Here is a 23,817-nt window from a genome sequence, read left to right as displayed (position 1 = left end):
GTCGAGCCGGACTACCGTTTCGAGCGAGTTACCGGTTTCGCGAGCGATTCGATCGATTTCCGATGGCAGAGCGGTCGCGCCGTCTTCCGAGACCGACGACCAGCAGGATCGCGGCGAGCAACAGCAACACGGCCGCGGCGACCGGTTGGCTGCCGCCCGCAACGTACATTGCGTAACCAACCATCCCCGCGAACAGCCCGATTAGGAGACTCGAGACGGCGTGGACCGTCTCGAGTCTGCGCGTCCGCGCTTCGCGGCCGAGTTGGTCTCCGAGGGCGACGCCGCTGTGACCGAGATCCCACGCGACGACGACGGCGACCGTCCCGATGACGGTCGGTTCGACCGCCGTTTGCTCGAGCCCGCCGACGACGATTCCGGCGAAGATGACGAGCGCGCCGGCGTCGAGCGCCGATCGACGCGACCGGACGAGTCCGACGGCGAAGATGACCGCACCGACGGCACCGAACGTGATCGCACTGGACGGGCCGACGGCGGTCGAGAGGACGCCGACTGAGGCAGCGACGGCCGCGGCGATGCTCAGCAGGACGGTGGGTCGCCGAGTAACTCCCGCTCTGCCCTCCCCATCGGCTCCGCCCTCGGTCATCGACGACCACCCGCATAGCGTGCGAACACGGTATCCAGCGACTCGTCGTCGGGCCAGTCGACGACCGGAATCCCCGCCCGCTGGAGGTCTATCGTTCGGACGCGACGGGCGACGCGCGACAGCTGCTGTCCGGCCGTTCGATCGGCGGTCGGATCCGGGCTGACGAGGGTCACCGGATGGCCGTGGGCCTCGAGCTGTCGGGCGATCTCGACGGACGCGTTATCACACAGCGGCGTCAGGAAGACGACCTGACTGTCGCCGGAGAGCCGCCGGCGAATCGTCCGGAGCTGTCGGCGCCAGTGGCAGTTGCCGTCCGGCGGGAGCGTCGCGAACTGGGGATGGGTTGCGAGGGACTCCCGAAACTGCACCTCGTGGTGGCGTCCCGATCCCGGCGCGAGCCAGCACGGATCCCCCCTCGACCGTCCGGTTGTATCGCGGTCGACCGGCCCGATGGCCGCGAGACCGACCGTCTCGCCTGTCGCGAGCAACGACGCGCCGATCCGACCTGCCGCGTCGACCGATCGATCGACGGCGTGGGCCGCGTCGGGCCGCGGCGCGCGGTAGGCGGCCAGCCGCGCGTCGACTAACACGACCACGCGAGCCGCCCGCTCCTCGTGGAACTCGAGGGTCGCGAGGTCGCCGGTCTTGGCGCGGCGGTTCCAATCGATCCGGTTGAGCGGGTCGCTCCGACGGTACTCTCGGACGGAGTGGATCGTCGTTCCGGAACCACCCTCTGCAGTCCGTATTCGACCGGCGTAGGCCGCCGTCGCGTCCCGGAGCGGCACCGCCGACGCCAGCGGACGCATCGACGGCTCGCAGACGATCGTCGTCTCGGCGCCGACGAACTGCTCGCGTTCCGTCGACCGAGAGAGGTCGCGGGTAACCACGAGTGCGGGATCGAACGCGTGGCTCCCTCGCCGGGCGGTGACGGCGTACTCGAGCGTCACCGACTCCCTCGGTCGCAGCGCGGTTCCGAGCCGACTCGTCCCCTCAGTGACCGCCATCCCGGGGGGGACGCCGTCGACGAGTCGCAGGTCGGGGACGAACGCGCCGCTCTCGTTCGTGATCGTCAGGGTGATCTCGAGTTCGTCGCCGGGTTCCGGATCGTCGTCGCTCACCGTTCGCTCGAGGGAGATGTCGAGCGCTGGCGGTTCGACGGCGCGGGCGAAGCCGGCGTAGCCGACGCCGACGACGCCGGCGAGGACGACGGCCGGGGATTCGGCGATGGCGCCGATGCCGACTGCGAGGAGCGCGACGGCACCGACGCCGGACCAGTGTCCGGTCGGGCGAGGGCGACGGGCCGTAACGCCCTCGACCGAGTCGGTCGTCGTTCGGCGGTTCGACCGCGACCGAGCGTGGGAGACGGACCAGCGGTCGTACGTGGACAGTGACGATCGGTCCCGATCGTCGATTGGGCGACCAAACTCGGCGGTCGGGCTCTCGGAGTCGACGCTCGAGCCGTCGCCCCCGTCGGCGAACGGGTCGGCGCTGAGGGCGACGATCGCGGCGACCGCGTGTCGGACACCGGTCTGGTACCTGGTTTCGCCGGACGGGCTGACGAGACCCGTGAGCCGTTCCCGGATCGACTGCGGCGGGAGTTCCTCGGACTTCGAGAGGAAGGCCGCCGCCGTTCGGTCGTCGGTCCACGTACCGTCCTCGACGCGTCGAACCGCCTCCTCGACGGAGAGCCCCTCGAAGCGTGTCAGCGCGGCGATTACAGCCGTCCTGAGCTTGGCAGTGAGCCGGTTGCTGTCGATGATGTCGCTCGAATTCATTCCGCGAAACGAATCGACTGCGTCGGTGAGCGATCGACCGGGGACCGGGACCTCGGTCCGTCGCTCGGGGTCGGGCGTCCCTGCGTGATGGTGGTCGCCGTGCGCGCGGGAGAGTCCGACGAGCCCGATACCGATCGCGACGAGTCCGACGAGGACGATGGTCTCGCTCGCGAATCCGAGATCGAACACCCCGACGACCGCGCCGATCGCCGCGAGGAACATGACGCTCCCGAACAGGACCGCAATGCGAGCGGCGTTCACCGATCCTCACCCCGGGATCGACGTTCCTCGGCGGCCTGCGGATCGATCTGCACGTCGCTCGAGTCCGCACCCGATAGGTCGGCGTACTCGGCTTCGATCCGGCGGAGCATCTCGATCGCCCGGGCCTCCCGCTCGGGCGTGGTCGGCGCGTCACCGTACCGGACGTCCTCGAACAACCGCGTGAGTTCGTCGACGTCAGTACGGTCCATTCCGGCGTCGGTCGCGGCGCGGGCGAACTCCCGCGGCGTGCTCGAGTCGGGTCGATCGACCTCGAGTGGCCGGGTCATCTCCTGCCAGGCGCGGTAGACGGCGTTGTCGAACTCGTCGGTCTCCTCGAGTCGGTCGGCCGCCGCTCCCGCGGCCGTCGCGACCGCGGCGGTCGTCTCCCCGTCGACCCGCGGGTCGTCGTCCCCGAGACCGGAGCCGGACCGTCGGTCTTCGGCCCCGCCGGAATCTCGAGAGAGGAGCAGTCCGCCGAGGAAGATGGCCGTGAGCAGCGTCAGCAGGACGACCATTGGCCCGATGGAGATCTGGGTTTCCTCTTCGGACCCGGACGAGCCGCCCTCGCCCGCTCCGCCCTCCCCGCTAGCCGAGAACTGCTCCGGCGGTTCGAACTCGCCCGCGGCGAACGGTAGCACCGCCATCATGGCGTACACTAGCACCGCCGTGACCAAGACAACGACCAATCCGATCGCGATCACCTTGACCGCCTCGCGTCGGTGGGCGAGGAGATACCAGACGATCGCGACGGCGAGAACGACGAGCAACAGGACGATCAAGTACTCGAGAAACGCCGGCACACCCCCGTCGACAGCGCTCTCCGGCGGCGCCGGCTGACCGACGCCGTCCCCTTCGCCGCCTCCGCTGCCGCCGCCCGTGCCGTCGCCGCCGGTCTCGAGGGGCGAGCGGATGGTCGCCGCCACGAGCGCGATGGCGACGATCGCACAGGCTGCGACGCCTACTCGACGGAGGAGGCTCGATCGGGACACCAGTTGCCGACAGCTAACGGCCGTATGATAATAAATTGACTCATCGCGTTCGGTTGGTCGGTTCGAGACAGGTCCGTCGGTTGCGGCCGGTCGGTTCCGGACGCAAAGCGACTCGAGCAAACGAGAGTCGGCCGGGCCGAGGAGCGTCGCTTTCCGGCGGCCACCTTTCGTTGCGCTTAAGTACCCGTCGGGGGTAAATTCGGGTGCAATACGTGTAGGGGAGCAGTCCCCGAGTCCGGGAGGGCGATGATAGAGACACGGTGTTGTGGTAGCCAAGCGGCCCAAGGCGCATGGTTGCTAACCATGTGGCGTCAAGCCTCCGGGGTTCGAATCCCCGCCACAACGTCGGATATACTGACGAACTGACGTCAGTATTCAACACACGCTGGCGCGCTTTCGCCAGTTGCGTTTGCAACGCGCGCAGACCAGACAACCATACACGACACATGAGCGAGGAAGAACCTCAAGAACAACAGGACGACGAAGATCTTCGGTACTTCGTCCGCATCGGTCAGACCGACCTCGATGGGACGAAGTCCGTCGAGCGCTCGCTCTCGGAGATGAACGGTATCGGTCGCCGGACCGCCCGACTCATCGCCGACGAAGCGGGTGTCGATCGAACAGCGACGTTCGGTCGACTCGACGACGACGTCATCGAGACCGTCGTCGAACAGGTAGAGAACTACGCTGACGAAGTGCCCGAATGGCTCGCCAACCGCCAGTCGGACTTCTACACCGGGGAAACGACCCACGAGATCGGCAACGATCTCCAGTTGACCCGTCAGCACGACATCAACCGGATGAAGATGATCGACTCCTACAAGGGCTCGCGCCACAAGCGCGGCCAGAAGGTTCGCGGTCAGCGAACCAAGTCCACCGGTCGTACGGAGGGCACCATCGGAGTCAACGTCGAAGAGATCCGCGAAGAGCAGGCGGAGGAAGCCGCCGCCGAAGAGGAGGATGACGAATAATGCCGCTCGGAACCGACACCAAACAGTACGAGACGCCGAACCACCCGTATCAGGGTGAACGGATCGCCTCCGAGCACTCCCTGCTCGACCGCTACGGACTCGCGAACAAAGAAGAGCTCTGGCGAGCACAGTCCGAACTTCGCTCCTACCGGCGCGAGGCTCGAGAGCTGCTCGGCCAGGCCCAGGACGACGAGGTCGTCATCCGCCGCTCCGAGGAGTTCCTCGGTCGGCTCAAACGCGTCGGCGTCCTCGACGAGGGCGACGAACTCGGCGACATCCTGTCGCTCGAGATCGAAGACGTCCTCGAGCGACGACTGCAGACGGTCGCCTACCGCAAGGGACTGGCGAACACGCCACAGCAGGCGCGTCAGTTCATCATCCACGGCCACATCGTGATCGGGGAGCAGCGTCACTGCATCCCGTCGTACGTCGTCGACGTCGACGAGGAGGACCTCGTCGCGTTCGACGAGAACAGCCCACTCGCGGACGATCTCCACCCGGAACGAGCGGAGGGACAATAACATGAGCCAGGACGACGACAAGTGGGGCGTTGCCCACGTACACGCATCGTTCAACAACACCGTCATGACCGTGACCGACCTCACGGGCGCGGAGACGATCGCCAAGTCCTCCGGTGGGACGGCGGTCAAACAGAACCGCGACGAGGCGTCGCCGTACGCGGCCATGCAGATGGCCGAGTCCATCGCCGAAGAGGTCAAGGCGGCCGGCATCACGGGCCTGCACGTTCGGGTCCGTGGCCCCGGCGGTAACTTACAGAAGTCTCCCGGTCCAGGTGCACAGGCGACGATCCGCGCGCTCGCCCGTGCCGGCATCGAGATCGGCCGCATCGAAGACGTCACGCCGATCCCGCACGACGGATCGCGCGCACCGAAAGGCAAGGGCGGCTACTAACCCATGACAGCAGAGTACGACGTCGAGTTCGTCGAACGCGAGGATCGTGACGCACGCTTCCTCGTCCGCGGCGTGACGCCCGCGTTCGCCAACGGTATCCGTCGCGCGATGGTCGCCGACGTCCCCACGATGGCGATCGACACCGTCCGGTTCGTCGAGAACTCGTCAGTCATGTTCGACGAGCAACTCGCGCTCCGACTCGGGCTCGTCCCGCTGACGACCCCGCCGGAAGGCGAGTTCGTCGAGGACGACACCGTCACGCTCTCGATCGACGTCGAAGGGCCGGCCACCGCCTACTCGGGCGATCTCGTCTCGAGCGACGACCTCGTCCAGCCCGCGGACGACAACGTGCCGATCATCGAGCTCAAAGACGGCCAGCGCCTCGAGGCCGAGGCCGACGCCGTGCTCGAACGCGGAAAGAACCACGCGAAACATCAGGGCGGTGTCGCCGTCGGGTACCGACACCTCCAGCGCGTGTCGGTCGTCGACGACCTGCCGGAGTTCGAAGAGCAGGAGTCACAGATCGTCCGCGGTGTCATCGAAGACGACGGCGAACTCGTGCCGACCAGCGAGTTCGACCACGATCTCTCGAACCGGTACCCCGGTAAGCAGGTCGAAGTCGAGGACGTCCCGAACGCCTTCGTCTTCCGCGTGGAGACGGACGGCTCCTTTACGGTCGAAGAACTGGTCACGCGAGCCGTCGACTCGATCGAGGCGCGTGCGACCGAACTCGAAGACGCAGTACAGCTGTAACGATGATTCATCGCCCCCACACCCACACGGACGCACGCCCGTTCGCCAGCGCCGCGAGCGACGAGACTGGTGCGGCGTCGTCCACTGGAATCGAAAGGGGTTTGAAGGGGCGACGGATAGACAGAAGTGCGAGCAGGGATAGCCAAGTCAGGCCAACGGCGCAGCGTTCAGGGCGCTGTCTCGTAGGAGTCCGCAGGTTCAAATCCTGCTCCCTGCATTTTTCCGACTCGACCGACCGGAAGAGTCGTGAAAATGGAACGACAGATTTGAGCTACGGGAGTCGAGCGGTTGCAAAACCGACCGTCTCCCGGCGGTTCAAATCCTGCTCCCTGCATCCACTTCTCAGCAGTCGATCGATCCGGAGAGAGACGACCAATCGCGGTCGGCCTCTCGCTCGGTCCGATCGAACCGATATCGATTCCACGATCGCTCGAGGCCGCGAGCACGTGCTCGCTCTCGAGCCCGCAGTATTTGGAGGAAACCAATGAGTAGCAAAACTAATCCGAGGCTCAACGATCTCATCGCCGAGCTGAAGTCGACGTCCCGCAAAGCGGACGCCGACGTCTGGCGAGACGTTGCGGATCGACTCGAGAAGCCCCGACGCACCCACGCAGAGGTGAACCTGGGCCGCATCGAGCGATACGCACGCGAAGAAGAGACTGTCGTCGTTCCCGGCAAAGTGCTGGGCTCCGGCGCACTACAGAAGAACGTCACCGTGGCCGCCGTCAACTTCTCTTCGTCCGCAGAGACGAAGATCGATCAGGTCGGCGAGCCAGTACCGCTCGAGCAACTGCTCGAAGAGAACCCCGAAGGATCCAACGTCCGGGTGATTCGATGAGTATCGCAGAGTTCGACGCGGACGTCGTCGTCGACGCCGGCGACTGCATTCTCGGTCGCGTCGCCAGCGAGGTCGCACAGCGCGCACTCGACGGCGAACGCATCGCGATCGTCAACGCCGAAGATGCCGTCATCACCGGCGACAAGGAGGATATCTTCGAGAACTACCGCACGCGCATCCAGCTGGGCTCCGACCGCGGACCCTACTACCCGAAGCGACCGGACACGATCTTCAAGCGCTCCGTTCGCGGGATGTTGCCGTACAAGAAGACGCGCGGTCGCGAGGCACTCGAGAACGTTCGCGTCTACGTCGGCAACCCCTACGAGGACGACGACGACCGCGAGGCCGAGATTCTCGAGGACACGTCGCTGGATCGCCTGTCGAACATCCGCTTCGTCCACCTGGGCGAAGTCTCCGATCAACTCGGTGCTAACGTCACATGGTAACGAACACGAGTGGAAAGAAGAAGACCGCCGTCGCTCGCGCGACCGTTCGCGAGGGCGAGGGTCGTGTCCGAATCAACTCCAAGCCGGTCGAACTGGTCGAACCGGAGATGTCCCGCCTCAAGATGCTCGAGCCGTTCCGCATCGCCGGCGAGGACCTCCGCAGCGAGATGGACATCGACGTTCGCGTCGAGGGTGGCGGGATCAGCGGTCAGGCCGACGCCGTCCGCACCGCCATCGCGCGCGGCATCGTCCAGCACAGCAACGACGCGGAGCTCCGCGACGCCTACATGGAGTTCGACCGCTCGCTGCTGGTCAACGACGTTCGACAGTCCGAACCGAAGAAGTGGGGCGGCCCCGGCGCTCGGGCTCGCTACCAGAAGTCCTACCGCTAAGGTGATTCAAACATGATGGTACCGGTCCGGTGTTTCACCTGTGGCACTGTCGTCGGCGAACACTGGGAGGAGTTTGACGAGCGAGCGAACGAGGGCGACGAGGACCCCGAGAAGGTCCTCGACGAACTCGGCGTCGACCGCTACTGCTGTCGGCGCATGCTCGTCAGTCACACCGACCTGGTCGACGTCGTCTCTCCATACCAGTAACATGCAACAGGAACGTCACAATCGCTACGAGAAAGCACGCATCCTCGGCGCGCGAGCGCTGCAGGTGTCCTACGGCGCGCCGGTGTTGATCGAGACGAAGCAGACCGAACCGATCCTCATCGCCGCCGAAGAGTACGATGCCGGCGTCCTGCCGTTTACCGTCAAGCGGGGGTACGACCGGAAATGACGCGCATTACCGACGTTCGGCTGCGTCGCATCCTCGACTCGCGGGGCAACCCGACGGTCGAGGCCGACGTCGTCACCGAGAGCGGCGGATTCGGTCGCGCTGCAGCACCCAGCGGTGCCAGCACGGGCGAGTACGAGGCCGTCGAGCGACCCGCCAACGAGGCGATCGCCGCGGCCCGCGAACGCGCCGTCCCCCGACTCGTCGGTGAGGCCTACGCGGGCAACCAGCGAGAAGTCGATTCGATCCTCCGCGCCGCGGACGGCACGGACGACTTCTCGGAGATCGGCGCCAACAGCGCGGTCGCCATCTCCATGGCCGCCGCGAAAGCCGGTGCCGACGTCCTCGGCGCGCCGCTGTTCCAGCACCTCGGAGGTGCGTTCCGCGGCGAGAACTTCCCGATCCCGCTCGGCAACGTCGTCGGTGGCGGCGAACACGCCGCCGACGCGACCGACATTCAGGAGTTCCTCGTCGCCCCCGTCGGGGCCCCGAACGTCGAAGACGCCGTCTTCGCCAACGCTGCCGTCCACGACGCGGTCGCCGATCTGCTCGAGGAACGAGGCGTTCCATCGGGCAAGGGCGACGAAGGTGCGTGGGCGCCGTCGATCGACGACGAGGAGGCGTTCGAGATCGTCGACGAGGCGGTCTCGCAGGTCGAAGACGAGGTCGGCTTCGGTATCGGCTTCGGACTCGACGTCGCGGCCGCCGAGATGTACGACGACGAGTCGGAGACCTACGAGTACGAGTCGGAAGGCGTCAGCCGCGACATGGACGAACAGATCGCGTACATCGCCGATCTGGTCCGGGAGTACGATCTGGTCTACGTCGAGGATCCACTCGACGAGAACGATTACGACGCCTTCGCCGAACTCACCGACGAGGTCGGCGATCAGACGCTGATCTGTGGTGACGACCTGTTCGTCACGAACACGGATCGGCTCATCGAGGGTATCGATCGAGACGCGGCCAACAGCATCCTGATCAAGCCGAACCAGATCGGGACGCTGACCGACGCCTTCGACGCGATCGAACTCGCGACCCAGAACGGTTACGACTCGGTCATCTCCCACCGCTCGGGCGAGACCGAGGACACGACGATCGCACACCTCGCCGTCGCGACCGACGCACCCTACATCAAAACGGGTGCCGTCGGCGGCGAGCGAACCGCCAAGCTCAACGAGCTCATCAGAATCGCAGACGACGCGACATGACAGATAACGACGCAACCCAGGAAGGGCTCGACGCCGCCGAAGACGAGATCGACGAGGAGCCAGCCGAAGGGCCTGGCCCCGCCGCCGATCCCGAGGAAGACGTCGAGCCAGCCGAGGAACAGCCCGCCGACGCCGAGGTCGAGGAGACCGACGCCGACGCAGAACCAGTGACCGACGAGGTGCCCGAAGACAAGGGGCCGACGCTCGACGACGACGTCATGAGCGACGAGGAGGCCGACCTCCTCATCCCCGTCGAGGACTACCTCGGTGCCGGCGTCCACATCGGTACCCAGCAGAAGACCAAGGACATGGAGCGGTTCATCCACCGCGTCCGAACCGACGGTCTCTACGTGCTGGACGTCTCGAAGACCGACGGTCGGATCCGTACGGCCGCGGACTTCCTCGCGAACTACGACCCGGAGCAGATCCTGGTCACGTCCTCGCGCCAGTACGGTCGCTTCCCGGCGGAGAAGTTCGCCGAGGCCGTGGGCGCTCGCGCCCGCACCGGCCGCTTCATCCCGGGCACGCTGACCAACCCCAAGTACGACGGCTACATCGAACCCGACGTGGTCGTCGTCACGGACCCGATCGGCGACGCCCAGGCCGTCAAGGAGGCCATCACGGTCGGTATCCCGGTCATCGCGATGTGTGACTCGAACAACCAGGTCAGTAACGTCGACCTCGTCGTCCCGACGAACAACAAGGGTCGCAAGGCCCTCTCGGTCGTCTACTGGCTCCTCGCGAACGAAGTCCTCGACAAGCGCGGCGCAGAGCCGTCCTACTCGCTCGAGGACTTCGAGAGTATGGTCTAACGCGTTCGAATTCGGATACTGTTCGTTTTTCGGTGGCCGATTCGTAGATAGAGCGACTGTGACGACGGAGCGCTGCCAACTGTTCTCGTCGGCAGCCTGGCTTGGCGAAGCCAATTCGATACGCTCGCGAACAACAGAGTTACGTGGGAACCGTTCCAACGAAAGAGTATGTTCGATTCGCTGTTCGACTTCGAAGAGAAGACGATCCCGTTCCCGGTCGTGCTCGCGACGACGGCGCTGATCGCGGTTTTCGCGCTCGGCATTCCGTATCGGGTCGTCGTCGGCTTCTGAGTCGGCCGGTTCGTCGCTATTAGTCGAGAGTCAACCGACCACGCCGTCGCGATGGACTCAACCGACCGTAGCAACGAAAGGCGCTACCCCGGTGTCGGCTTCTCGAGACAGCGCTCGTAGATCGCTCGGAGCCGCGCTCCCATCTCGTCGGTGCCGTACCCGGTGATTTGCGCTCTCCCATCCGAGGGTTCGGCGGTCTCGAGCACGGTGGCTAACCGGTTACGAAGTGCATCCTCGTCGGTTGCGACGGCGGAGTGAGAGACGTCGGCGAGCACCTCCCGAGCGAAGCCGACGTCCCGCGAGACCACCGGGGTGTTACAGGCGGCGGCCTCCTTGACCGTCATCGGGCCGCTCTCGAATCGCGACGTGAGCAGGACAGCGTCGGCGGCGTTCAGGTAGTACGGCACGTCCTCGTAGGGCTCGTTGGCGACGGTCCGGAGACTGACGTCGCCCTCGAGTCCGTCGACGACGCGTTTGGCCAGCGGGTAGTTCTTCTCCTCTCGCGACGGCGCGTACGGGAAGAGGACGATCCGTTCATCGGTCGTCCAGCCGACGCGTTCGCGGGCCTCGGTCCGCGGGATCGGGCGAAACTGTTCCGTGTCGACGGGGAACGGAATCACGTGACAGGACCGGTCGACTCGATCGGCCATCGCGTTCGATGGGACGACGATCTCGTCGGCTCGAGCGGCGAACCGTTCGATGAGCGACGCGTAGGGGTTGTCGCGGTACTCGCCGCCCCAGAGGGTACAGACGACGGGCAACTCAGTTCGTGGGAGCGAGGACGCCGCGACGGCGAACGGAACGGTAAGTCCGTAGTTGGCGTGGACGAGGTCGTAGTCGTCGCCCGCTTCTCGGAGTACCTGCGGCAGGTAGCTGGCGTAATCGACCGGCGTCCGCTGCTCGACGTCGTCCTCGCGTGCGCGGTGTTCGCCGGGAACGGGGAGGGTCGTCACCTCGACGTCGACGGAGTCGAGTGCGGCGAGCTGACTCTGATAGAAGCTGCGCCAGTCGGTCGTGGTGAGACTCAAGACGCGTATGGTCGTCCTCATCGGTTCGAAATCGGCTCGTTGCGTTCGTCCGTTGCTGGATCGGGCCCGATCCGCGCTCCCGTTGCTGGTTCAGGCTCGCTCCGCGTTCCCGTTTCCGGAGACGATTCGTTGCCGTCCTCGAGAAGCTGACTGAGCACGTAGCCGCTGACGTCGATCGTCTCCTCGAGGAGCGTCTCGCGTCGGTCCGCCCACGTCTCGGCGGCGGTCGGATCGCAGGAGAGCCGCTCGATGGCCTCGATTCCCTCCGCTTCGTGAGTCGTGTGAAACGACTGGACGAGTCCGCGTTCCTCGAGTTCTCGGAACTTTCCCATCTCGTTCGATCCGGCAAACGGGCTGATGCGAACGGTTGGCGTCCCGAGCACGCCGGCCTCGAGCGTGGTCGTCGCGACCTCGCCGACGACGATGTCGGCGAACGCGAGCAGGTGGTGGAACGCTTCGGGCGGGACGGGGAGCGACTCGCCACCGCTGGGGATCGATCCGTCGCCCTCCGCGGAGACGTACACCCGTCCGTCGGCTGCGAGCAGGTCGACGATTTCGCGACGGCCCTCGGGAGAGATTCCCGCTTTGCCGACGTCGTGGTTGCCGTTCCACGCGCCGAACCGGAGGACCGCGTACCGTTCGTCGGGATCGACGCCGTTTCGACGCAGGACCGACGGATCGGGTTCGAACCGATCCGGGTGGAGATAGGCGAGTTCGTGGTAGCCGAGGTAGGTGACGTGGTCGTCGCCGTACTCCTCGCGGAAGCTCTCGGGCGTGTAGAGTGCGTCCGTGAACGGGAGGGTCAGTCGGTTACCAGTGTTGATCGCCGTCTCGGTATCGATATAAACGTGGCTCTCCGCGCCGACCAGCGTGGCGACGTGCGTCGCGGCGATACCGTGACTGCTGACGATGTACGCCGGGTCGATAGCGCGCGCCCGTCGGAGCAGTCGTATTTCATACGATAGTTGCGTCAGTCCCAATCCGAGCCAGCCGTCGGGTTCCCCACAGAGTAGTTCGTGATCGATATCGTAGGCGTCGAGAAGGCGTCCAGCAACTCCTTTTTCGCGGGCGAACACGGACACGTCGTGTCCCGCGGTCTCGAGTTCACGGACGACGTGCTTGAAGAAGTGGACGTTCGCCGCGTGCTGGATCGTGATGATGATATCCATTCGTTCTAAGACGGATAATTCTATACAGCTGACATGGATTACTATCGGCGTCTTAGAATCGTACCTGCTCGCGAAACTGTACCAGTTATTGTTTAACTGATAATTATAACGGTTACAATCGTGCTGACAGTACCAGAAACTCGTCGTTGGCTGCCGCCTCGAAACCCGTCGCAACTGTCGATCAGCGTCGGCCTAAACGATATGTATGACGATGATGAATCGTTTCGAGCAGTTCATCGACTACCTCGACTGCGTCAACCGCCGTCGTGTCGAACACGCCGGTCGTGGGTTCGACCCCGAACGCGTGCCCCGATGAGAGTCGATTCGTGGGACCCACCGCGTTCGTCGAACCGGTATCGGAGATACTCACCGTGATCTTCGTCGTCGAGACCGAACTCGAGGGCGAATACGCTCGTTTCGAGGTGCAAGCGACGAGTGAGAATCCGTCACAACTGATAAAACGACGGATATCCGCAAGAGCAGGGACGTGCACTCGAGCCACTAAACGACGAACTCGAGATCGATTCGGGAATATACAGGCTCGGTTCCGATAGCCCAGGTCAATACTTACGACGACGCAATCGCGACCAGTTCGTCCACGAGTTGGGCTGCGTCGCCGGCCGTCGACCCGAACACGAACGTCGTCGGTTCGATACCGAACGCCCCCTCGTGGTAGGCCACGAGCGGAACCCCACCCCGGTCCTCGAAACGCGACCGGAGGTGGACCCCGCGCTCCTCGTAGTCGGCGTCGAACTCGAGCGGTTCCAGGCCTAGTTCTCCGGCGGCCTCGAGAAGTCCTTCGTCGGTCGCGACGTTGATCGCACCCCGGACATCGGAATCGACCGCGTTAGCTGCGAGGAGAGCCGTGGCGACGTGTTTCGACGCACCGAATTCGGGATTCGCGGGAATCTCGATCCGCCGACCCATCGAGTAGATCCGCCCCGGAATCGCGGCAACGTCGGTTTCGTCCCGCGGTTCGGGCAGACACATCCCGACGTTAGTGCCGACGTTCGGCACGTAGTCGGCCATCTCGGGAATCGCCGCGAGGGTTCGCGCGGCCGTCCGCACGTCGGCGAGCACGTCGCGTTCGGCCCGGACGTCGGCATCGAGTCCGCGAACGCAGAGATCACAGCCGAGGCCGCGAAGGGCTGGCATCTCCTCCTCGTGGAGTTCGCAGATCGGGCCGCGGTCCTCGAGACTGCGGACGAGTGCGAGAAGTTCGGCCAGCGCGTCGTAGCCGTCCATCTCGTCGCTCGAGAGTCCGTCGGCGATCCGGTCGACCGTGGCGACGGTTTCGGGGTGGTCCCGAAAGCGGTCGTCGCCGCCGCTCTCGCCGCCCACGTACTTGCTGACGGCGGCCTGGGTGACCCCGAGGTTGGCCGCGATCTCCTGTTGAGTCATGCCGCGGTTGGCGAGTCGGGTCGCGAGCATAGCCCGAATCGTCGGGAGAAACCGATCGACGACGAGTTCGCTCGGCAGGACGAGAGACATACGACCGCGTAGCGCGGACACCGGCTTAAATCCGGCTACCGCGGCCGAGCGAGCGCGCTCGCAGGTGATCGGTGGAGCGGCCGCGAGAAGATAGCTTTTACCCGTCGTCGTGCGAACGGCCGGCTATGGCAGTCTCGAGCGCTCCCGGGAAGGTGTACTTATTCGGGGAGCACGCGGTGGTCTACGGCGAGCCTGCAGTTCCGTGTGCCATCGAGGTACGGGCGCGGGTCGGCGTCGAGCAACGGACGGACAGCAAACTGCGCATTCACGCCGAGGACCTCAGTTTGGACGGTTTTACCGTCGAGTACGGCGGGACGGCCGACGGACCGCCCGACGTGGACGTCCGGGAGTCGCTACTCACCGCGGCGATGGGGTACGTCGACGGCGCGATCGAACAGGTCCGGGATGTCACCGGCGAGGACGAGGTCGGCTTCGACGTGACGATCGAGAGCGACATTCCGCTGGGTGCGGGGCTGGGTTCGTCGGCGGCCGTCGCCGTCGCCGCGATCGACGCCGGCACCCGCGAACTTGGAACGACGCTCGAGACCAAGGAACTCGCCGAGCGGGCCTACCAGACGGAGTACGAGGTGCAGGGCGGACAGGCATCCAGAGCCGATACGTTCTGTTCGGCAACGGGCGGGGCCGTCCGCGTCGAAGGCGACGACTGTCGCTCGCTCGAGGCTCCGGACCTGCCGATCGTCGTCGGCTTCGACGGCGGGGCCGGCGACACGGGGCAACTCGTCGCGGGCGTTCGCGGTCTCCGCGAGGAGTACGAGTTCGCGGCCGACACGGTCGAATCGATCGGGGATATCGTTCGAAACGGCGAGCAAGCGCTCGCCGCGGCCGACGTCGAGGAGATCGGTCGGCTGATGGACTTCAACCACGGGCTGCTGTCCGCGCTGGGCGTCTCCTCGCGTTCGCTCGATTCGATGGTCTGGGCGGCCAGAAACGCCGGCGCCTACGGTGCGAAGCTGACGGGCGCGGGCGGCGGCGGCTGTATCGTCGCGCTCGATCCGACCGACGAGACCGAGACGGCGCTGTCGTACACGCCGGGCTGTGAGGACGCCTTCCGCGCCGAACTCGCCGATACAGGGGTGAAGCGCCTCGAATGATCGTCCTGAAACTCGGTGGCAGCGTCATCACGGACAAGGACCGGCCCGAAACGCTCGACGGCGAAGCGATCGAGGGAGCCGCCGATGCGATCGCGGACGCACTCCGAAACGAGACCGACGGACTCGCAGACGGTCTCGTGATCGTCCACGGCGGCGGCAGTTTCGGCCACCACAACGCCAGCAAGCACGGTGTCAGTACGACCGACGGAACGCACGACGCCGCCGCGGCGCTCGAGATTCACGGCGCGATGAAGACGCTGAACCAGTTCGTTCTGCGCCGACTCCTCGAGCGCGACGTCCAAGCCGTCCCGGTGCACCCGTTTTCGGCGGCCCATCGCGACGGCGACGGCGAACTCGAGTTGCCGACCGGACAGCTCGAGACGCTGCTCGCCGAGGGGTTCGTTCCGGTCCTTCACGGCGACATGGTCGCACACGCCGGTGCAGGTGCGACCGTCGTCAGCGGCGACGAACTGGTGGCCGAAGCGGCTCACAACCTTGCAGCCGACCGAATCGGCCTCTGTTCGACGGTTCCCGGCGTGCTCGACGAGAACGAGACGGTCATCGATCGAATCTCGGCCTACGAGGACGTCGCATCCGTACTGGGCGGCAGCGACGCGACCGACGTGACTGGCGGGATGGCCGCGAAGGTGCAGGCGTTGCTCGATCTCGAGGTCGAAGCGTCGATTTTCGGACTCGAGGAATTAGAGTCGTTTCTCGACGGGTCGGACGCAGGGACGAAAATCGATTAATCTGCGGTAAACAGCGCTCGGTTGTACCGGTGGCGCAGGTTTCGACTGCGCCCGTCAGAAGTTCGCGATCACCTCGTGGATGCAGCCGTCCGCCGCGTAGTAGCCGCTGTGGCCGGAGACGTAGCCGACGTCGTGGTCCGTGTAGTTCTCCGGCGGGGTTCCGTCGCAGCCGTCGTTGCCGATGGCTTCGCCCAACTCGACGACGCCGTAGGCCCAGTTGAGCACGTCGTCGTCGTCCATCCAGTAGTTGTCGACCCGTCCGGCCGCCGCGGCGATGTCCTCGCCGTAAGTTCCCGCCGTCGAAACCGATTCGTCGTCGGCCGCTCCGCCCAGAATTGAGACGGACGTAACGTCCTCGAGGCGGTCCCACGCGTGGAGGTTCTTCAGCGCCATGAGGACGACCCGCGCACCGAGCGAGTGCGCGACGTATCGCACTCGAACCCCGGGATTAGCGTTTTTGTACGAGTACGTGAAGTTGGCGAGTTTCGCGCCGTTTCGCTCGGCGATTTCCGTCGCGTCGTACCAGCCGTGATCCGCGTCCCAGGAGTAGCCGACGACCGGCTGCTGGTAGCCTTCGGTCGTAAACGTCGACGCCGCGTCGCCGACGGTACAGACTGCTCCCTCGTCGGTGTTGTTCCAGCCGTGGACGAACACGAGCAGTTCCTCGCTCGCAGCCCCGTGGACGCCGGGGATGTCATCGCCGGCGTACTCGACGTTGTGAACGTCGTTCCCGTCGGTGAGGTGAACGCCACCGGACGTGTCGAAGTGATCGCGAGTCGTCACGCGTGGAACCGTCCACGGCGGATTGTCGCACCCGTCTTTCTTGTCGCCGGCGGCTGCAGTCGACGACCCCGCGATGACGGCTCCCGCGCCTGCGACTATCCCTCCCGACGATCGGAGGACGGTACGTCTCGAGACGGACGAATCGTGTCTGTTAGTATCAACCGTGTCTTGATCAACCATGCATCTCGTGACGCCAACCCAGTCAGTAATGACTGTTTATATTATTTTCACTACTCTAAATATAGCTATTCGTACGACGATCGATAGCTATCGAGAAGGGGTCGTACGACTCCACCGCGTCTCGTCTCCGTACGGAGACGGGTCGAGTTATCGGGAGCACCGACACCTCGTCTGCGTTCGACGTCGAGGGCCGCCCGCTCGTTGGTTCCCCTCACCGTCGCCGCGGACGCAAAAACCCACGGAGTTTATACCGTACCGGTGTGTACAGCTACGTAGCGAAACCCGCGGGCAAGTGCGTTCGGGGCTCATAGCGGTGTTATGGGCCGTTTGGAGGGGATTCTCCTCCCCGTACGCATAGCGGGATGGCCGACGCGCTGCAAGAAGCCGGGGCCGTACGACCGGGAGTCCGCGGACCGTTTCGACGAGAGTCCATCACGCGGCTTTCAGTACAACGAACCATGGAAATCGAAATTGCAACAATTGGCGGCTACGAAGAAGTCGGACGGCAGATGACTGCCGTCCGCGCCGGTGACGACGTCGTTATCTTCGACATGGGTCTGAACCTCTCGCAGGTGCTGATCCACGACAACGTCGAAACCGAACGGATGCACAGCCTCGATCTGATCGACATGGGTGCGATTCCGGACGACCGAATCATGTCCGATCTCGAGGGCGACGTGCAGGCCATCGTCCCGACCCACGGTCACTTGGACCACATCGGCGCCATCTCGAAACTGGCTCACCGATACGACGCACCCGTCGTCGCGACGCCGTTTACGATCGAACTCGTCAAACAGCAGATCGAAGGCGAGCAGAAGTTCGGCGTCGAGAACGACCTGATCAAGATGGACGCCGGCGAGACGATGTCGATCGGCGACTCCGGCAACGTCGAACTCGAGTTCGTCAACGTCACCCACTCGATCATCGACGCGATCAATCCGGTCCTCCACACGCCCGAAGGAGCCATCGTCTACGGACTGGACAAACGGATGGACCACACGCCGGTCATCGGCGACCCGATCGATATGAAGCGCTTCCGTGAAATCGGGCGCGAGGGCAACGGCGTGCTCTGTTACATCGAGGACTGTACCAACGCGAACAAGAAGGGGCGAACGCCCAGCGAAAACGTCGCGCGCGAGCACCTTCGGGACGTTCTCTACAGCATGGAGGACTACGACGGTGGGATCGTCGCGACGACGTTCTCGAGCCACATTGCCCGCGTGACGAGCCTCGTCGAGTTCGCCAAGGACATCGGCCGGCAGCCGGTCCTCCTCGGTCGCTCGATGGAGAAGTACTCCGGAACGGCCGAGCGACTCGACTTCGTCGACTTCCCTGACGATCTGGGGATGTTCGGTCACCGAAAGTCCGTCGACCGAACGTTCAAACGGATCATGAACGAGGGCAAGGAGAACTTCCTGCCTGTTGTCACCGGTCACCAGGGCGAACCGCGTGCGATGCTCACCCGAATGGCTCGCGGCGAGACGCCGTACGAACTGGACGACGGCGACAAGGTGGTCTTCTCCGCCCGCGTCATTCCGGAGCCGACCAACGAGGGCCAGCGCTACCAGGCCGAGAAACTGCTCGGCATGCAGGGCGCTCGCATCTACGACGATATCCACGTCTCCGGCCACCTCAACCAGGAGGGCCACTACGAGATGCTCGACGCACTCCAGCCACAGAACATCATCCCCGCCCACCAGGACCTGAAAGGCTTCTCCGGCTACGTCAACCTCTGTGAGAGCGAAGGCTACCAGATGGGCCGGGACGTTCACGTAACGCGAAACGGCAACCTCATCCAGCTTGTCGACTGATATGACGACCCCAGAGGCACGAGAAGAGGCGGTGCTCGAGGCGGTTCGGAAGCGCCGCGAGCAGGTCAACGAGGCCATCCCGGAGGAGTTACCGATCCAACGGCCCGAACGGCTCTACGAGGCGTCGCGGTACCTGCTCGACGCCGGCGGGAAGCGGCTCCGACCGACGGTGCTGCTGGCCACGGGCGAGGCGCTCGTCGACGCCGAGCCGCTCAGCGAGGACTACCGCGCGTTTCCCACGCTCGATGGGGAGCGCGCGGAACCACGTTCCGCGGATAGTTCGAGCGGCCCGCCGCGAGACACGATCGACCTCATGGACGCCGCCGTCAGCGTCGAGGTTATCCAGTCGTTCACGCTGATTCACGACGACATCATGGACGACGACGACCTCCGTCGCGGCGTACCGGCCGTCCACAAGGAGTACGACCTCGAGACGGCGATTCTCGCCGGCGACACGCTCTACTCGAAGGCGTTCGAGATCATGCTCGAGACGGGTGCGGAACCCAATCGAACCGTCGACGCGCTCGGGATCCTCGCGACGACCTGTACGAAGATCTGTGAGGGCCAGTCGCTCGACGTCACCTTCGAGAACCGAACCGACGTTACGCCCGAGGAGTACCTCGAGATGGTCGAACAGAAGACGGCCGTGCTGTACGCAGCGTCGGCGTGTCTTCCCGCGATCTTGCTCGGCGCCGACGACGAGACCATCGACGCCCTCTACGGCTACGGGCTCGACATCGGCCGCGCGTTCCAGATCCAGGACGACGTCCTCGATCTGACCGTCCCGAGCGAGAAACTCGGGAAACAACGCGGCAGCGACCTCGTCGAGAACAAACAGACGCTGATCACCGTCCACGCCCGCGATCAGGGCGTCGACATCGAGGGGCTGGTCGACACGAACGACGTCGACGCCGTCACCGAGGCCGAAATTGACGACGCCGTCGCCGAACTCGAGGAGGCCGGTTCGATCAGTTATGCGAACGAGACGGCCCGCGACCTCGTCGATCAGGGCAAAGCGCGACTCGAGGTCCTCCCGGACAACGAGGCCCGCCACCTGCTCTGCGAACTCGCGGATTACCTGATCGAACGCGGCTACTGATCGGTTTTTCGCCGCTTTGCTCCCGGATGACGTGCCGACGTATCTCTCAGCCGACTTCGCGTCGTGAGTGTGACTGACCGACGAGCCGTCGGTACAGTGGGATACGGCTACACCGATTTGCAGGCTTTGAGGACCAGTTCTGGATCGTCGACTAGTTCGTGGATCGTGTGCGCGCCTTTCCCGTGGCCGCGTCCCTTCCGCGTCTGCTCGATAATCGAGAGAAACGCCAGTTCGCTGAGCAACTCGCGGACTCGCCGGATTCGAAGCGGATCGGCGCCTTCCTGTTGGCAGAGCACTTCGTACGTCGAGTAGATGTTCGACGTCGGGACCGCCGGGTCGTCTTCCGGAGCCTGTTGGGTCCGAAACGCGAGCGCCTGGAGGAGCAGTTTCGAGTGTGGTGGCTGCTTCGAAATGAGTTCTGCCAGCCGGTTCTGTTCCTCTCGAGTGTGGGCCTGATTAACGTGGCTTTCGGTGACGGTATCGAGGCCGTTCTCGTCGGCGATCTCGCCGGCGTACCGGAGAATGTCGATCGCCTTGCGCGCGTCCCCGTGTTCTTTCGCGGCCAGCGCCGCAACTCTCGGGATTACCGAATCCTCGAGCACGCCGTCCTGAAACGCGTCTTTGCGTGACTCGAGGATCGCCCGGAGCTGGTTCGCGTCGTAGGGCGGGAAGACGTAGTCCCGCTCGCTCAGGCTGGATTTGACGCGCTCGTTCAGCTCCTCCTTGTACCGGATTTTGTTACTGATCCCGATGATTCCGAGCGTGCTGTCCTCGAGCTTGCCGGATTCGACGGCTCGAGAGAGCTGCATCAGGATGTTGTCGTCGCCAAGTTTGTCCACTTCGTCGAGGATGATGATCCCGACATCGAACCGACTGTCGAGGACGTTCCAGAGCCGCCGATAGTACTCGCCCGTACTCAGACCCGATGCGGGAATCGTAACTCCCGTTATAGATTGATTGTTGAGTTCGCGAGCGATCGTCCGAACGGCCTGGGTTTCCGTCGTGTGCTGGAGACAGTCGATGTAGGCGACACCGATCGAGACGTCGTTTTCCGCAGCGCTCGAGCGCAGATCCTTCGTGATGTACTTCGAGCAGAGCGATTTTCCCGTGCCCGTCTTGCCGTAGATCAGGACGTGGTTCGGGGTCTGGCCCTGTACAGCGTCTTTGAGCGCCTGTGCGAGACTATTGAGTTCGTCCTGTCGACCGATGATTCGGTCGCCCTCGACGAGATGCGAGATCCGTAGTAAGTCCTTGTTCGCAAAGATACGATTTTGGTTGTCGAAGAAGGACTCAGATCCTGACATACGTCGAGTTTGCTCGAGGCGGTACTTAACCCTACCTCCTCGGTGCCGGTGTAAACACACCGGAGTGCCGGTGTAGATTTTGTAAATTGAAACTTCAGAGCTTGTGGGCCCATCATGTCCACCCTCCAGTGCCAGTGTAAGTTAACCGGAGTGCCGGTGTAGATTCCGTTTGCGGAACACACCCACCCCGGAGTGCCGGTGTAGATTCCGTTTGCGGAACACACCCACCCCAGAGTGCCGGTGTAAATGGGCCACGAGTGTCGACGAGAAACGCTGAAACACTCGATTCAGAACCGCAGTCACAAACGAACACGACGGAACGGATAAGCGGTCGATCGCACCCGATTCGGGTGGACACTTTGTGACCGATGTCACAATCCAGTTGCCGTGACTCTCGTATGACCGATATCGTAGATATGTTATTTATAGGCTTTGGAAGCAGTCTCCTAGCAGCAATCGACAAATTCGGATATTCGGGGTAAACTGTCCACAGCGTACGTTTTCGCACGACTTACATCGGCACTGAGGGGTGGGTCCGCTCGATTAAGTCGTCTGCTCGATCAAATCGGTCGTGGCGACAGTATCACCGGACATCCCGAACGATCATCGCGAAAATCCACCGAACGCCTATCGTGGGGACACACCGAACGCACATCGCGGAGGTTTTGGGCCGGGACCGAATACGTCTCGGTAATGGACGACGAGCTACGAGAGCGTGTCGAGCGTGAGGCGGAGAAACACGCGCTGTTGAACGCGGTCAAACACGAGAGCGACGCCGACGTCGGTGCGATCATGGGGCCGCTGATGGGCGACAACCCGGACTTTCGCCAGCACGGCGACGAGATTCCGGGCATCGCCGGCGGCGTCATCGGCCGGGTCAACGACCTTTCCTACGACGAAAAGCGCGAGCGACTCGAGGAACTCGCTCCCGAGGAACTCGCGGAGATCGAGGCCGAGGACGAGGAAGACGAACACGACCTGCCCGACCTCTCGAACGCGGACGACTACGACGAGATTCGGATGCGCGTCGCGCCGAACCCCAACGGTCCGTGGCACGTCGGCCACGCCCGGATGCCCGCCGTCATCGGCAGCTACAAGGAACGGTACGACGGCTGGTTCTGCGTCCGCTTCGACGACACCGACCCCGAGACGAAACGACCGGATCTCGAGGCCTACGACGCGATCCTCGAGGACCTGGACTACCTCGGCTTCGAACCCGACGCGACCTATCGGGCCAGCGACCGCCTCGAGACCTACTACGAGCACGCCCGCGAGTTGATCGATCTGGGCGGCGCGTACACCTGCTCGTGTTCCGGCGAGGAGTTCTCGGAACTGAAGAACAGCGCCGAACCGTGTCCACACCGCGACAAGGACGAAGAGACCGTCCTCGAGGAGTTCGACGCCATGATCGACGGCGAGTACGAGAGCGGGGAGATGGTCCTCCGCGTGAAAACGGACATCGAGCACAAGAACCCCGCACTGCGCGACTGGGTCGCCTTCCGGATGATCGACACGCCCCACCCGCGCGAGGAGGCCAGCGACTACCGCTGCTGGCCGATGCTCGACTTCCAGTCGGGAGTCGATGACCACCTGCTCGAGGTCACCCACATCATCCGCGGGATCGACCTGCAGGACTCCGCCAAGCGCCAGCAGTTCGTCTACGACTACTTCGGCTGGGACTATCCCGAAGTGGTCCACTGGGGCCACGTCCAGATCGACGCCTACGACGTGAAGATGAGCACGTCGACGATTTCGGAACTGATCGAGCAGGGCGAACTCGACGGCTGGGACGATCCCCGTGCGCCGACGCTCAAGAGCCTCCGTCGCCGCGGGATTCGCGGCGACGCCATCGTCGAGGCGATGGCCGGACTCGGCACCTCGACCAGCGACGTCGACCTCGCGATGAGCGCGATCTACGCGAACAATCGCGACCTGATCGACGAGGAGACGGACCGGCGCTTTTTCGTCCGCGACGGCAATCAGGTTCCGCTGGGCGGCAGCCCGCCGGACGAGGCGAACCCCCCGCTTCATCCCAACCACGAGGAGCGCGGCGTCCGCGAGATCCCCGTCGGAGCCTCCGTGATGCTCGAGGACGACGACCTCCCCCAGCGCGAGGAGCGGATCTGGCTCAAGGGTCTGGGCTGTTTCCAGTTCACGCGGGATGTGCTCCAGTACACGGGCGAGGACATCGACGTGGTTCGCGAGGGCGACGTCGACGTCGTCCACTGGGTACCCGCAGACGAGAGCGTCGCGGTCCGCATGCGAACGCCCGATGGCGACGTCCGGGGCCACGCCGAACCCGGTGTCGCCGGCCTCGAACCCGACGAACTCGTTCAGTTCGAACGCGTCGGCTTCGCGAGAATAGACCGCCACGACGAGGACGAGACCGTCGTCTACTACACGCACGACTGAGTCGGAAGGCGACTGGTCGGTACTCGAGTTTGG

General features: G+C 64.4%; 25 protein-coding genes and 2 tRNA genes. 19 read left to right on the top strand and 8 right to left on the bottom strand.

What is annotated here, in order from left to right; genetic code table 11:
* Positions 1-28 precede the first annotated feature (28 nt).
* From ACSFC5_RS06745 to ACSFC5_RS06735, 3 genes are read right to left on the bottom strand one after another with little or no spacing between them, the layout of a single operon-like run.
* A complete protein-coding gene (locus ACSFC5_RS06745; protein ID WP_440764454.1) occupies positions 29-604 on the bottom strand; it encodes a DUF7519 family protein in 576 nt (191 codons plus the stop codon).
* Complete coding sequence (locus ACSFC5_RS06740) at positions 601-2,640, bottom strand: DUF58 domain-containing protein (protein ID WP_440764453.1); 2,040 nt, start codon at positions 2,638-2,640, stop codon at positions 601-603. The genes ACSFC5_RS06745 and ACSFC5_RS06740 overlap by 4 nt, the downstream gene beginning before the upstream one ends.
* Positions 2,637-3,629 carry a DUF4129 domain-containing protein gene (locus ACSFC5_RS06735; protein WP_440764452.1) on the bottom strand — a complete coding sequence of 331 codons (993 nt, stop codon included), beginning with the start codon at positions 3,627-3,629 and terminating at the stop codon, positions 2,637-2,639. Before ACSFC5_RS06735 ends, ACSFC5_RS06740 begins: the two co-directional genes overlap by 4 nt.
* Positions 3,630-3,891: 262 nt before the next feature.
* Here ACSFC5_RS06735 and ACSFC5_RS06730 point away from each other — a divergent pair.
* From ACSFC5_RS06730 to ACSFC5_RS06665, 14 genes are all read left to right on the top strand, one after another.
* Positions 3,892-3,974: transfer RNA gene (locus ACSFC5_RS06730), tRNA-Ser, on the top strand.
* Between the two features lie 101 nt (positions 3,975-4,075).
* Positions 4,076-4,600 (top strand): 30S ribosomal protein S13, encoded by a 525-nt coding sequence (locus tag ACSFC5_RS06725; protein WP_006088584.1) that lies wholly within the window; start codon positions 4,076-4,078, stop codon positions 4,598-4,600.
* Positions 4,600-5,121, top strand: coding sequence for a 30S ribosomal protein S4 (locus ACSFC5_RS06720; RefSeq protein ID WP_090303605.1), 522 nt, complete (start codon positions 4,600-4,602; stop codon positions 5,119-5,121). The genes ACSFC5_RS06725 and ACSFC5_RS06720 overlap by 1 nt, the downstream gene beginning before the upstream one ends.
* A gap of 1 nt (position 5,122) precedes the next feature.
* A complete protein-coding gene (locus ACSFC5_RS06715) occupies positions 5,123-5,512 on the top strand; it encodes a 30S ribosomal protein S11 (RefSeq protein WP_006088586.1) in 390 nt (129 codons plus the stop codon).
* 3 nt (positions 5,513-5,515) lie between these two features.
* Entirely contained in the window at positions 5,516-6,265 is a 750-nt protein-coding gene (locus tag ACSFC5_RS06710) for a DNA-directed RNA polymerase subunit D (protein WP_090303604.1), read from the top strand.
* Positions 6,266-6,397: 132 nt separating this feature from the next.
* Positions 6,398-6,482: transfer RNA gene (locus ACSFC5_RS06705), tRNA-Leu, on the top strand.
* A 267-nt stretch (positions 6,483-6,749) separates the two neighbouring features.
* Positions 6,750-7,103 carry a 50S ribosomal protein L18e gene (locus ACSFC5_RS06700; protein ID WP_006088589.1) on the top strand — a complete coding sequence of 118 codons (354 nt, stop codon included), beginning with the start codon at positions 6,750-6,752 and terminating at the stop codon, positions 7,101-7,103.
* Positions 7,100-7,549 carry a 50S ribosomal protein L13 gene (locus ACSFC5_RS06695; protein WP_090303603.1) on the top strand — a complete coding sequence of 150 codons (450 nt, stop codon included), beginning with the start codon at positions 7,100-7,102 and terminating at the stop codon, positions 7,547-7,549. The genes ACSFC5_RS06700 and ACSFC5_RS06695 overlap by 4 nt, the downstream gene beginning before the upstream one ends.
* Positions 7,543-7,941, top strand: a complete 399-nt coding sequence (locus tag ACSFC5_RS06690) for a 30S ribosomal protein S9 (protein WP_090303602.1) — start codon at positions 7,543-7,545, stop codon at positions 7,939-7,941. Before ACSFC5_RS06695 ends, ACSFC5_RS06690 begins: the two co-directional genes overlap by 7 nt.
* Before the next feature lie 12 nt (positions 7,942-7,953).
* Positions 7,954-8,148: a DNA-directed RNA polymerase subunit N gene (locus tag ACSFC5_RS06685; protein ID WP_004213962.1), complete on the top strand. Its 195-nt coding sequence runs from the start codon at positions 7,954-7,956 to the stop codon at positions 8,146-8,148.
* A 1-nt stretch (position 8,149) separates the two neighbouring features.
* The gene (locus tag ACSFC5_RS06680; protein WP_006088592.1) at positions 8,150-8,335 is read left to right on the top strand and encodes a DNA-directed RNA polymerase subunit K; all 186 of its coding nucleotides are present in this window, start codon (positions 8,150-8,152) and stop codon (positions 8,333-8,335) included.
* The gene (gene eno, locus ACSFC5_RS06675) at positions 8,332-9,543 is read left to right on the top strand and encodes a phosphopyruvate hydratase (protein WP_440764451.1); all 1,212 of its coding nucleotides are present in this window, start codon (positions 8,332-8,334) and stop codon (positions 9,541-9,543) included. The genes ACSFC5_RS06680 and eno overlap by 4 nt, the downstream gene beginning before the upstream one ends.
* Positions 9,540-10,355, top strand: coding sequence for a 30S ribosomal protein S2 (gene rpsB, locus ACSFC5_RS06670; protein WP_440764450.1), 816 nt, complete (start codon positions 9,540-9,542; stop codon positions 10,353-10,355). The genes eno and rpsB overlap by 4 nt, the downstream gene beginning before the upstream one ends.
* A gap of 168 nt (positions 10,356-10,523) precedes the next feature.
* Positions 10,524-10,646 carry a hypothetical protein gene (locus ACSFC5_RS06665; protein WP_440764449.1) on the top strand — a complete coding sequence of 41 codons (123 nt, stop codon included), beginning with the start codon at positions 10,524-10,526 and terminating at the stop codon, positions 10,644-10,646.
* 83 nt (positions 10,647-10,729) lie between these two features.
* Here ACSFC5_RS06665 and ACSFC5_RS06660 read toward each other — a convergent pair whose 3' ends face one another.
* From ACSFC5_RS06660 to ACSFC5_RS06650, 3 genes are all read right to left on the bottom strand, one after another.
* The gene (locus tag ACSFC5_RS06660) at positions 10,730-11,695 is read right to left on the bottom strand and encodes a glycosyltransferase family 4 protein (protein WP_440764448.1); all 966 of its coding nucleotides are present in this window, start codon (positions 11,693-11,695) and stop codon (positions 10,730-10,732) included.
* A complete protein-coding gene (locus ACSFC5_RS06655) occupies positions 11,692-12,843 on the bottom strand; it encodes a DUF354 domain-containing protein (protein WP_440764447.1) in 1,152 nt (383 codons plus the stop codon). The genes ACSFC5_RS06660 and ACSFC5_RS06655 overlap by 4 nt, the downstream gene beginning before the upstream one ends.
* A gap of 567 nt (positions 12,844-13,410) precedes the next feature.
* Positions 13,411-14,334, bottom strand: coding sequence for a thiamine-phosphate synthase family protein (locus ACSFC5_RS06650; protein WP_440764446.1), 924 nt, complete (start codon positions 14,332-14,334; stop codon positions 13,411-13,413).
* A 125-nt stretch (positions 14,335-14,459) separates the two neighbouring features.
* On the opposite strand from ACSFC5_RS06650, the gene mvk reads away from it, so the two are divergent.
* Complete coding sequence (gene mvk, locus ACSFC5_RS06645; RefSeq protein WP_440764445.1) at positions 14,460-15,446, top strand: mevalonate kinase; 987 nt, start codon at positions 14,460-14,462, stop codon at positions 15,444-15,446.
* Positions 15,443-16,195, top strand: a complete 753-nt coding sequence (locus ACSFC5_RS06640) for an isopentenyl phosphate kinase (RefSeq protein WP_440764444.1) — start codon at positions 15,443-15,445, stop codon at positions 16,193-16,195. The genes mvk and ACSFC5_RS06640 overlap by 4 nt, the downstream gene beginning before the upstream one ends.
* Positions 16,196-16,249: 54 nt before the next feature.
* Here ACSFC5_RS06640 and ACSFC5_RS06635 read toward each other — a convergent pair whose 3' ends face one another.
* Positions 16,250-17,158: a DUF726 domain-containing protein gene (locus ACSFC5_RS06635; protein WP_440764443.1), complete on the bottom strand. Its 909-nt coding sequence runs from the start codon at positions 17,156-17,158 to the stop codon at positions 16,250-16,252.
* Between the two features lie 458 nt (positions 17,159-17,616).
* On the opposite strand from ACSFC5_RS06635, the gene ACSFC5_RS06630 reads away from it, so the two are divergent.
* Both ACSFC5_RS06630 and idsA3 read left to right on the top strand, forming a co-directional pair.
* Positions 17,617-18,969 (top strand): RNase J family beta-CASP ribonuclease, encoded by a 1,353-nt coding sequence (locus tag ACSFC5_RS06630; RefSeq protein ID WP_440764442.1) that lies wholly within the window; start codon positions 17,617-17,619, stop codon positions 18,967-18,969.
* Position 18,970: 1 nt separating this feature from the next.
* A complete protein-coding gene (idsA3, locus tag ACSFC5_RS06625; protein WP_440764441.1) occupies positions 18,971-20,068 on the top strand; it encodes a geranylfarnesyl diphosphate synthase in 1,098 nt (365 codons plus the stop codon).
* A gap of 107 nt (positions 20,069-20,175) precedes the next feature.
* Here the strand turns inward: idsA3 and ACSFC5_RS06620 are convergent, their stop codons facing one another.
* Entirely contained in the window at positions 20,176-21,372 is a 1,197-nt protein-coding gene (locus tag ACSFC5_RS06620; protein ID WP_440764440.1) for a Cdc6/Cdc18 family protein, read from the bottom strand.
* Positions 21,373-22,065: 693 nt separating this feature from the next.
* Here ACSFC5_RS06620 and ACSFC5_RS06615 point away from each other — a divergent pair.
* The gene (locus ACSFC5_RS06615; RefSeq protein WP_440764439.1) at positions 22,066-23,784 is read left to right on the top strand and encodes a glutamate--tRNA ligase; all 1,719 of its coding nucleotides are present in this window, start codon (positions 22,066-22,068) and stop codon (positions 23,782-23,784) included.
* Positions 23,785-23,817 lie beyond the last annotated feature (33 nt).

The organism is Natronorubrum marinum (genome assembly GCF_052040125.1).
In the GTDB taxonomy this organism is placed as follows: Archaea; Halobacteriota; Halobacteria; order Halobacteriales; family Natrialbaceae; genus Natronorubrum.
The sequence above is the reverse complement of the archived record's forward strand: the minus strand, read 5'-3'. Positions and strand labels throughout refer to the sequence as shown.

What these genes read in the sequence shown, in the direction of transcription:
- ACSFC5_RS06635 (WP_440764443.1), bottom strand. Translation starts at nt 17,158, where the DNA reads ATGGTTGATCAAGACACGGTTGATACTAACAGACACGATTCGTCCGTC.
- ACSFC5_RS06725 (WP_006088584.1), top strand. Translation starts at nt 4,076, where the DNA reads ATGAGCGAGGAAGAACCTCAAGAACAACAGGACGACGAAGATCTTCGG.
- ACSFC5_RS06695 (WP_090303603.1), top strand. Translation starts at nt 7,100, where the DNA reads ATGAGTATCGCAGAGTTCGACGCGGACGTCGTCGTCGACGCCGGCGAC.
- ACSFC5_RS06660 (WP_440764448.1), bottom strand. Translation starts at nt 11,695, where the DNA reads ATGAGGACGACCATACGCGTCTTGAGTCTCACCACGACCGACTGGCGC.
- ACSFC5_RS06655 (WP_440764447.1), bottom strand. Translation starts at nt 12,843, where the DNA reads ATGGATATCATCATCACGATCCAGCACGCGGCGAACGTCCACTTCTTC.
- ACSFC5_RS06700 (WP_006088589.1), top strand. Translation starts at nt 6,750, where the DNA reads ATGAGTAGCAAAACTAATCCGAGGCTCAACGATCTCATCGCCGAGCTG.
- ACSFC5_RS06630 (WP_440764442.1), top strand. Translation starts at nt 17,617, where the DNA reads ATGGAAATCGAAATTGCAACAATTGGCGGCTACGAAGAAGTCGGACGG.
- ACSFC5_RS06720 (WP_090303605.1), top strand. Translation starts at nt 4,600, where the DNA reads ATGCCGCTCGGAACCGACACCAAACAGTACGAGACGCCGAACCACCCG.
- mvk (WP_440764445.1), top strand. Translation starts at nt 14,460, where the DNA reads ATGGCAGTCTCGAGCGCTCCCGGGAAGGTGTACTTATTCGGGGAGCAC.
- ACSFC5_RS06710 (WP_090303604.1), top strand. Translation starts at nt 5,516, where the DNA reads ATGACAGCAGAGTACGACGTCGAGTTCGTCGAACGCGAGGATCGTGAC.
- ACSFC5_RS06650 (WP_440764446.1), bottom strand. Translation starts at nt 14,334, where the DNA reads ATGTCTCTCGTCCTGCCGAGCGAACTCGTCGTCGATCGGTTTCTCCCG.
- ACSFC5_RS06665 (WP_440764449.1), top strand. Translation starts at nt 10,524, where the DNA reads ATGTTCGATTCGCTGTTCGACTTCGAAGAGAAGACGATCCCGTTCCCG.
- ACSFC5_RS06745 (WP_440764454.1), bottom strand. Translation starts at nt 604, where the DNA reads ATGACCGAGGGCGGAGCCGATGGGGAGGGCAGAGCGGGAGTTACTCGG.
- rpsB (WP_440764450.1), top strand. Translation starts at nt 9,540, where the DNA reads ATGACAGATAACGACGCAACCCAGGAAGGGCTCGACGCCGCCGAAGAC.
- ACSFC5_RS06620 (WP_440764440.1), bottom strand. Translation starts at nt 21,372, where the DNA reads ATGTCAGGATCTGAGTCCTTCTTCGACAACCAAAATCGTATCTTTGCG.
- ACSFC5_RS06685 (WP_004213962.1), top strand. Translation starts at nt 7,954, where the DNA reads ATGATGGTACCGGTCCGGTGTTTCACCTGTGGCACTGTCGTCGGCGAA.
- ACSFC5_RS06680 (WP_006088592.1), top strand. Translation starts at nt 8,150, where the DNA reads ATGCAACAGGAACGTCACAATCGCTACGAGAAAGCACGCATCCTCGGC.
- eno (WP_440764451.1), top strand. Translation starts at nt 8,332, where the DNA reads ATGACGCGCATTACCGACGTTCGGCTGCGTCGCATCCTCGACTCGCGG.
- ACSFC5_RS06615 (WP_440764439.1), top strand. Translation starts at nt 22,066, where the DNA reads ATGGACGACGAGCTACGAGAGCGTGTCGAGCGTGAGGCGGAGAAACAC.
- ACSFC5_RS06690 (WP_090303602.1), top strand. Translation starts at nt 7,543, where the DNA reads ATGGTAACGAACACGAGTGGAAAGAAGAAGACCGCCGTCGCTCGCGCG.
- ACSFC5_RS06640 (WP_440764444.1), top strand. Translation starts at nt 15,443, where the DNA reads ATGATCGTCCTGAAACTCGGTGGCAGCGTCATCACGGACAAGGACCGG.
- ACSFC5_RS06715 (WP_006088586.1), top strand. Translation starts at nt 5,123, where the DNA reads ATGAGCCAGGACGACGACAAGTGGGGCGTTGCCCACGTACACGCATCG.
- idsA3 (WP_440764441.1), top strand. Translation starts at nt 18,971, where the DNA reads ATGACGACCCCAGAGGCACGAGAAGAGGCGGTGCTCGAGGCGGTTCGG.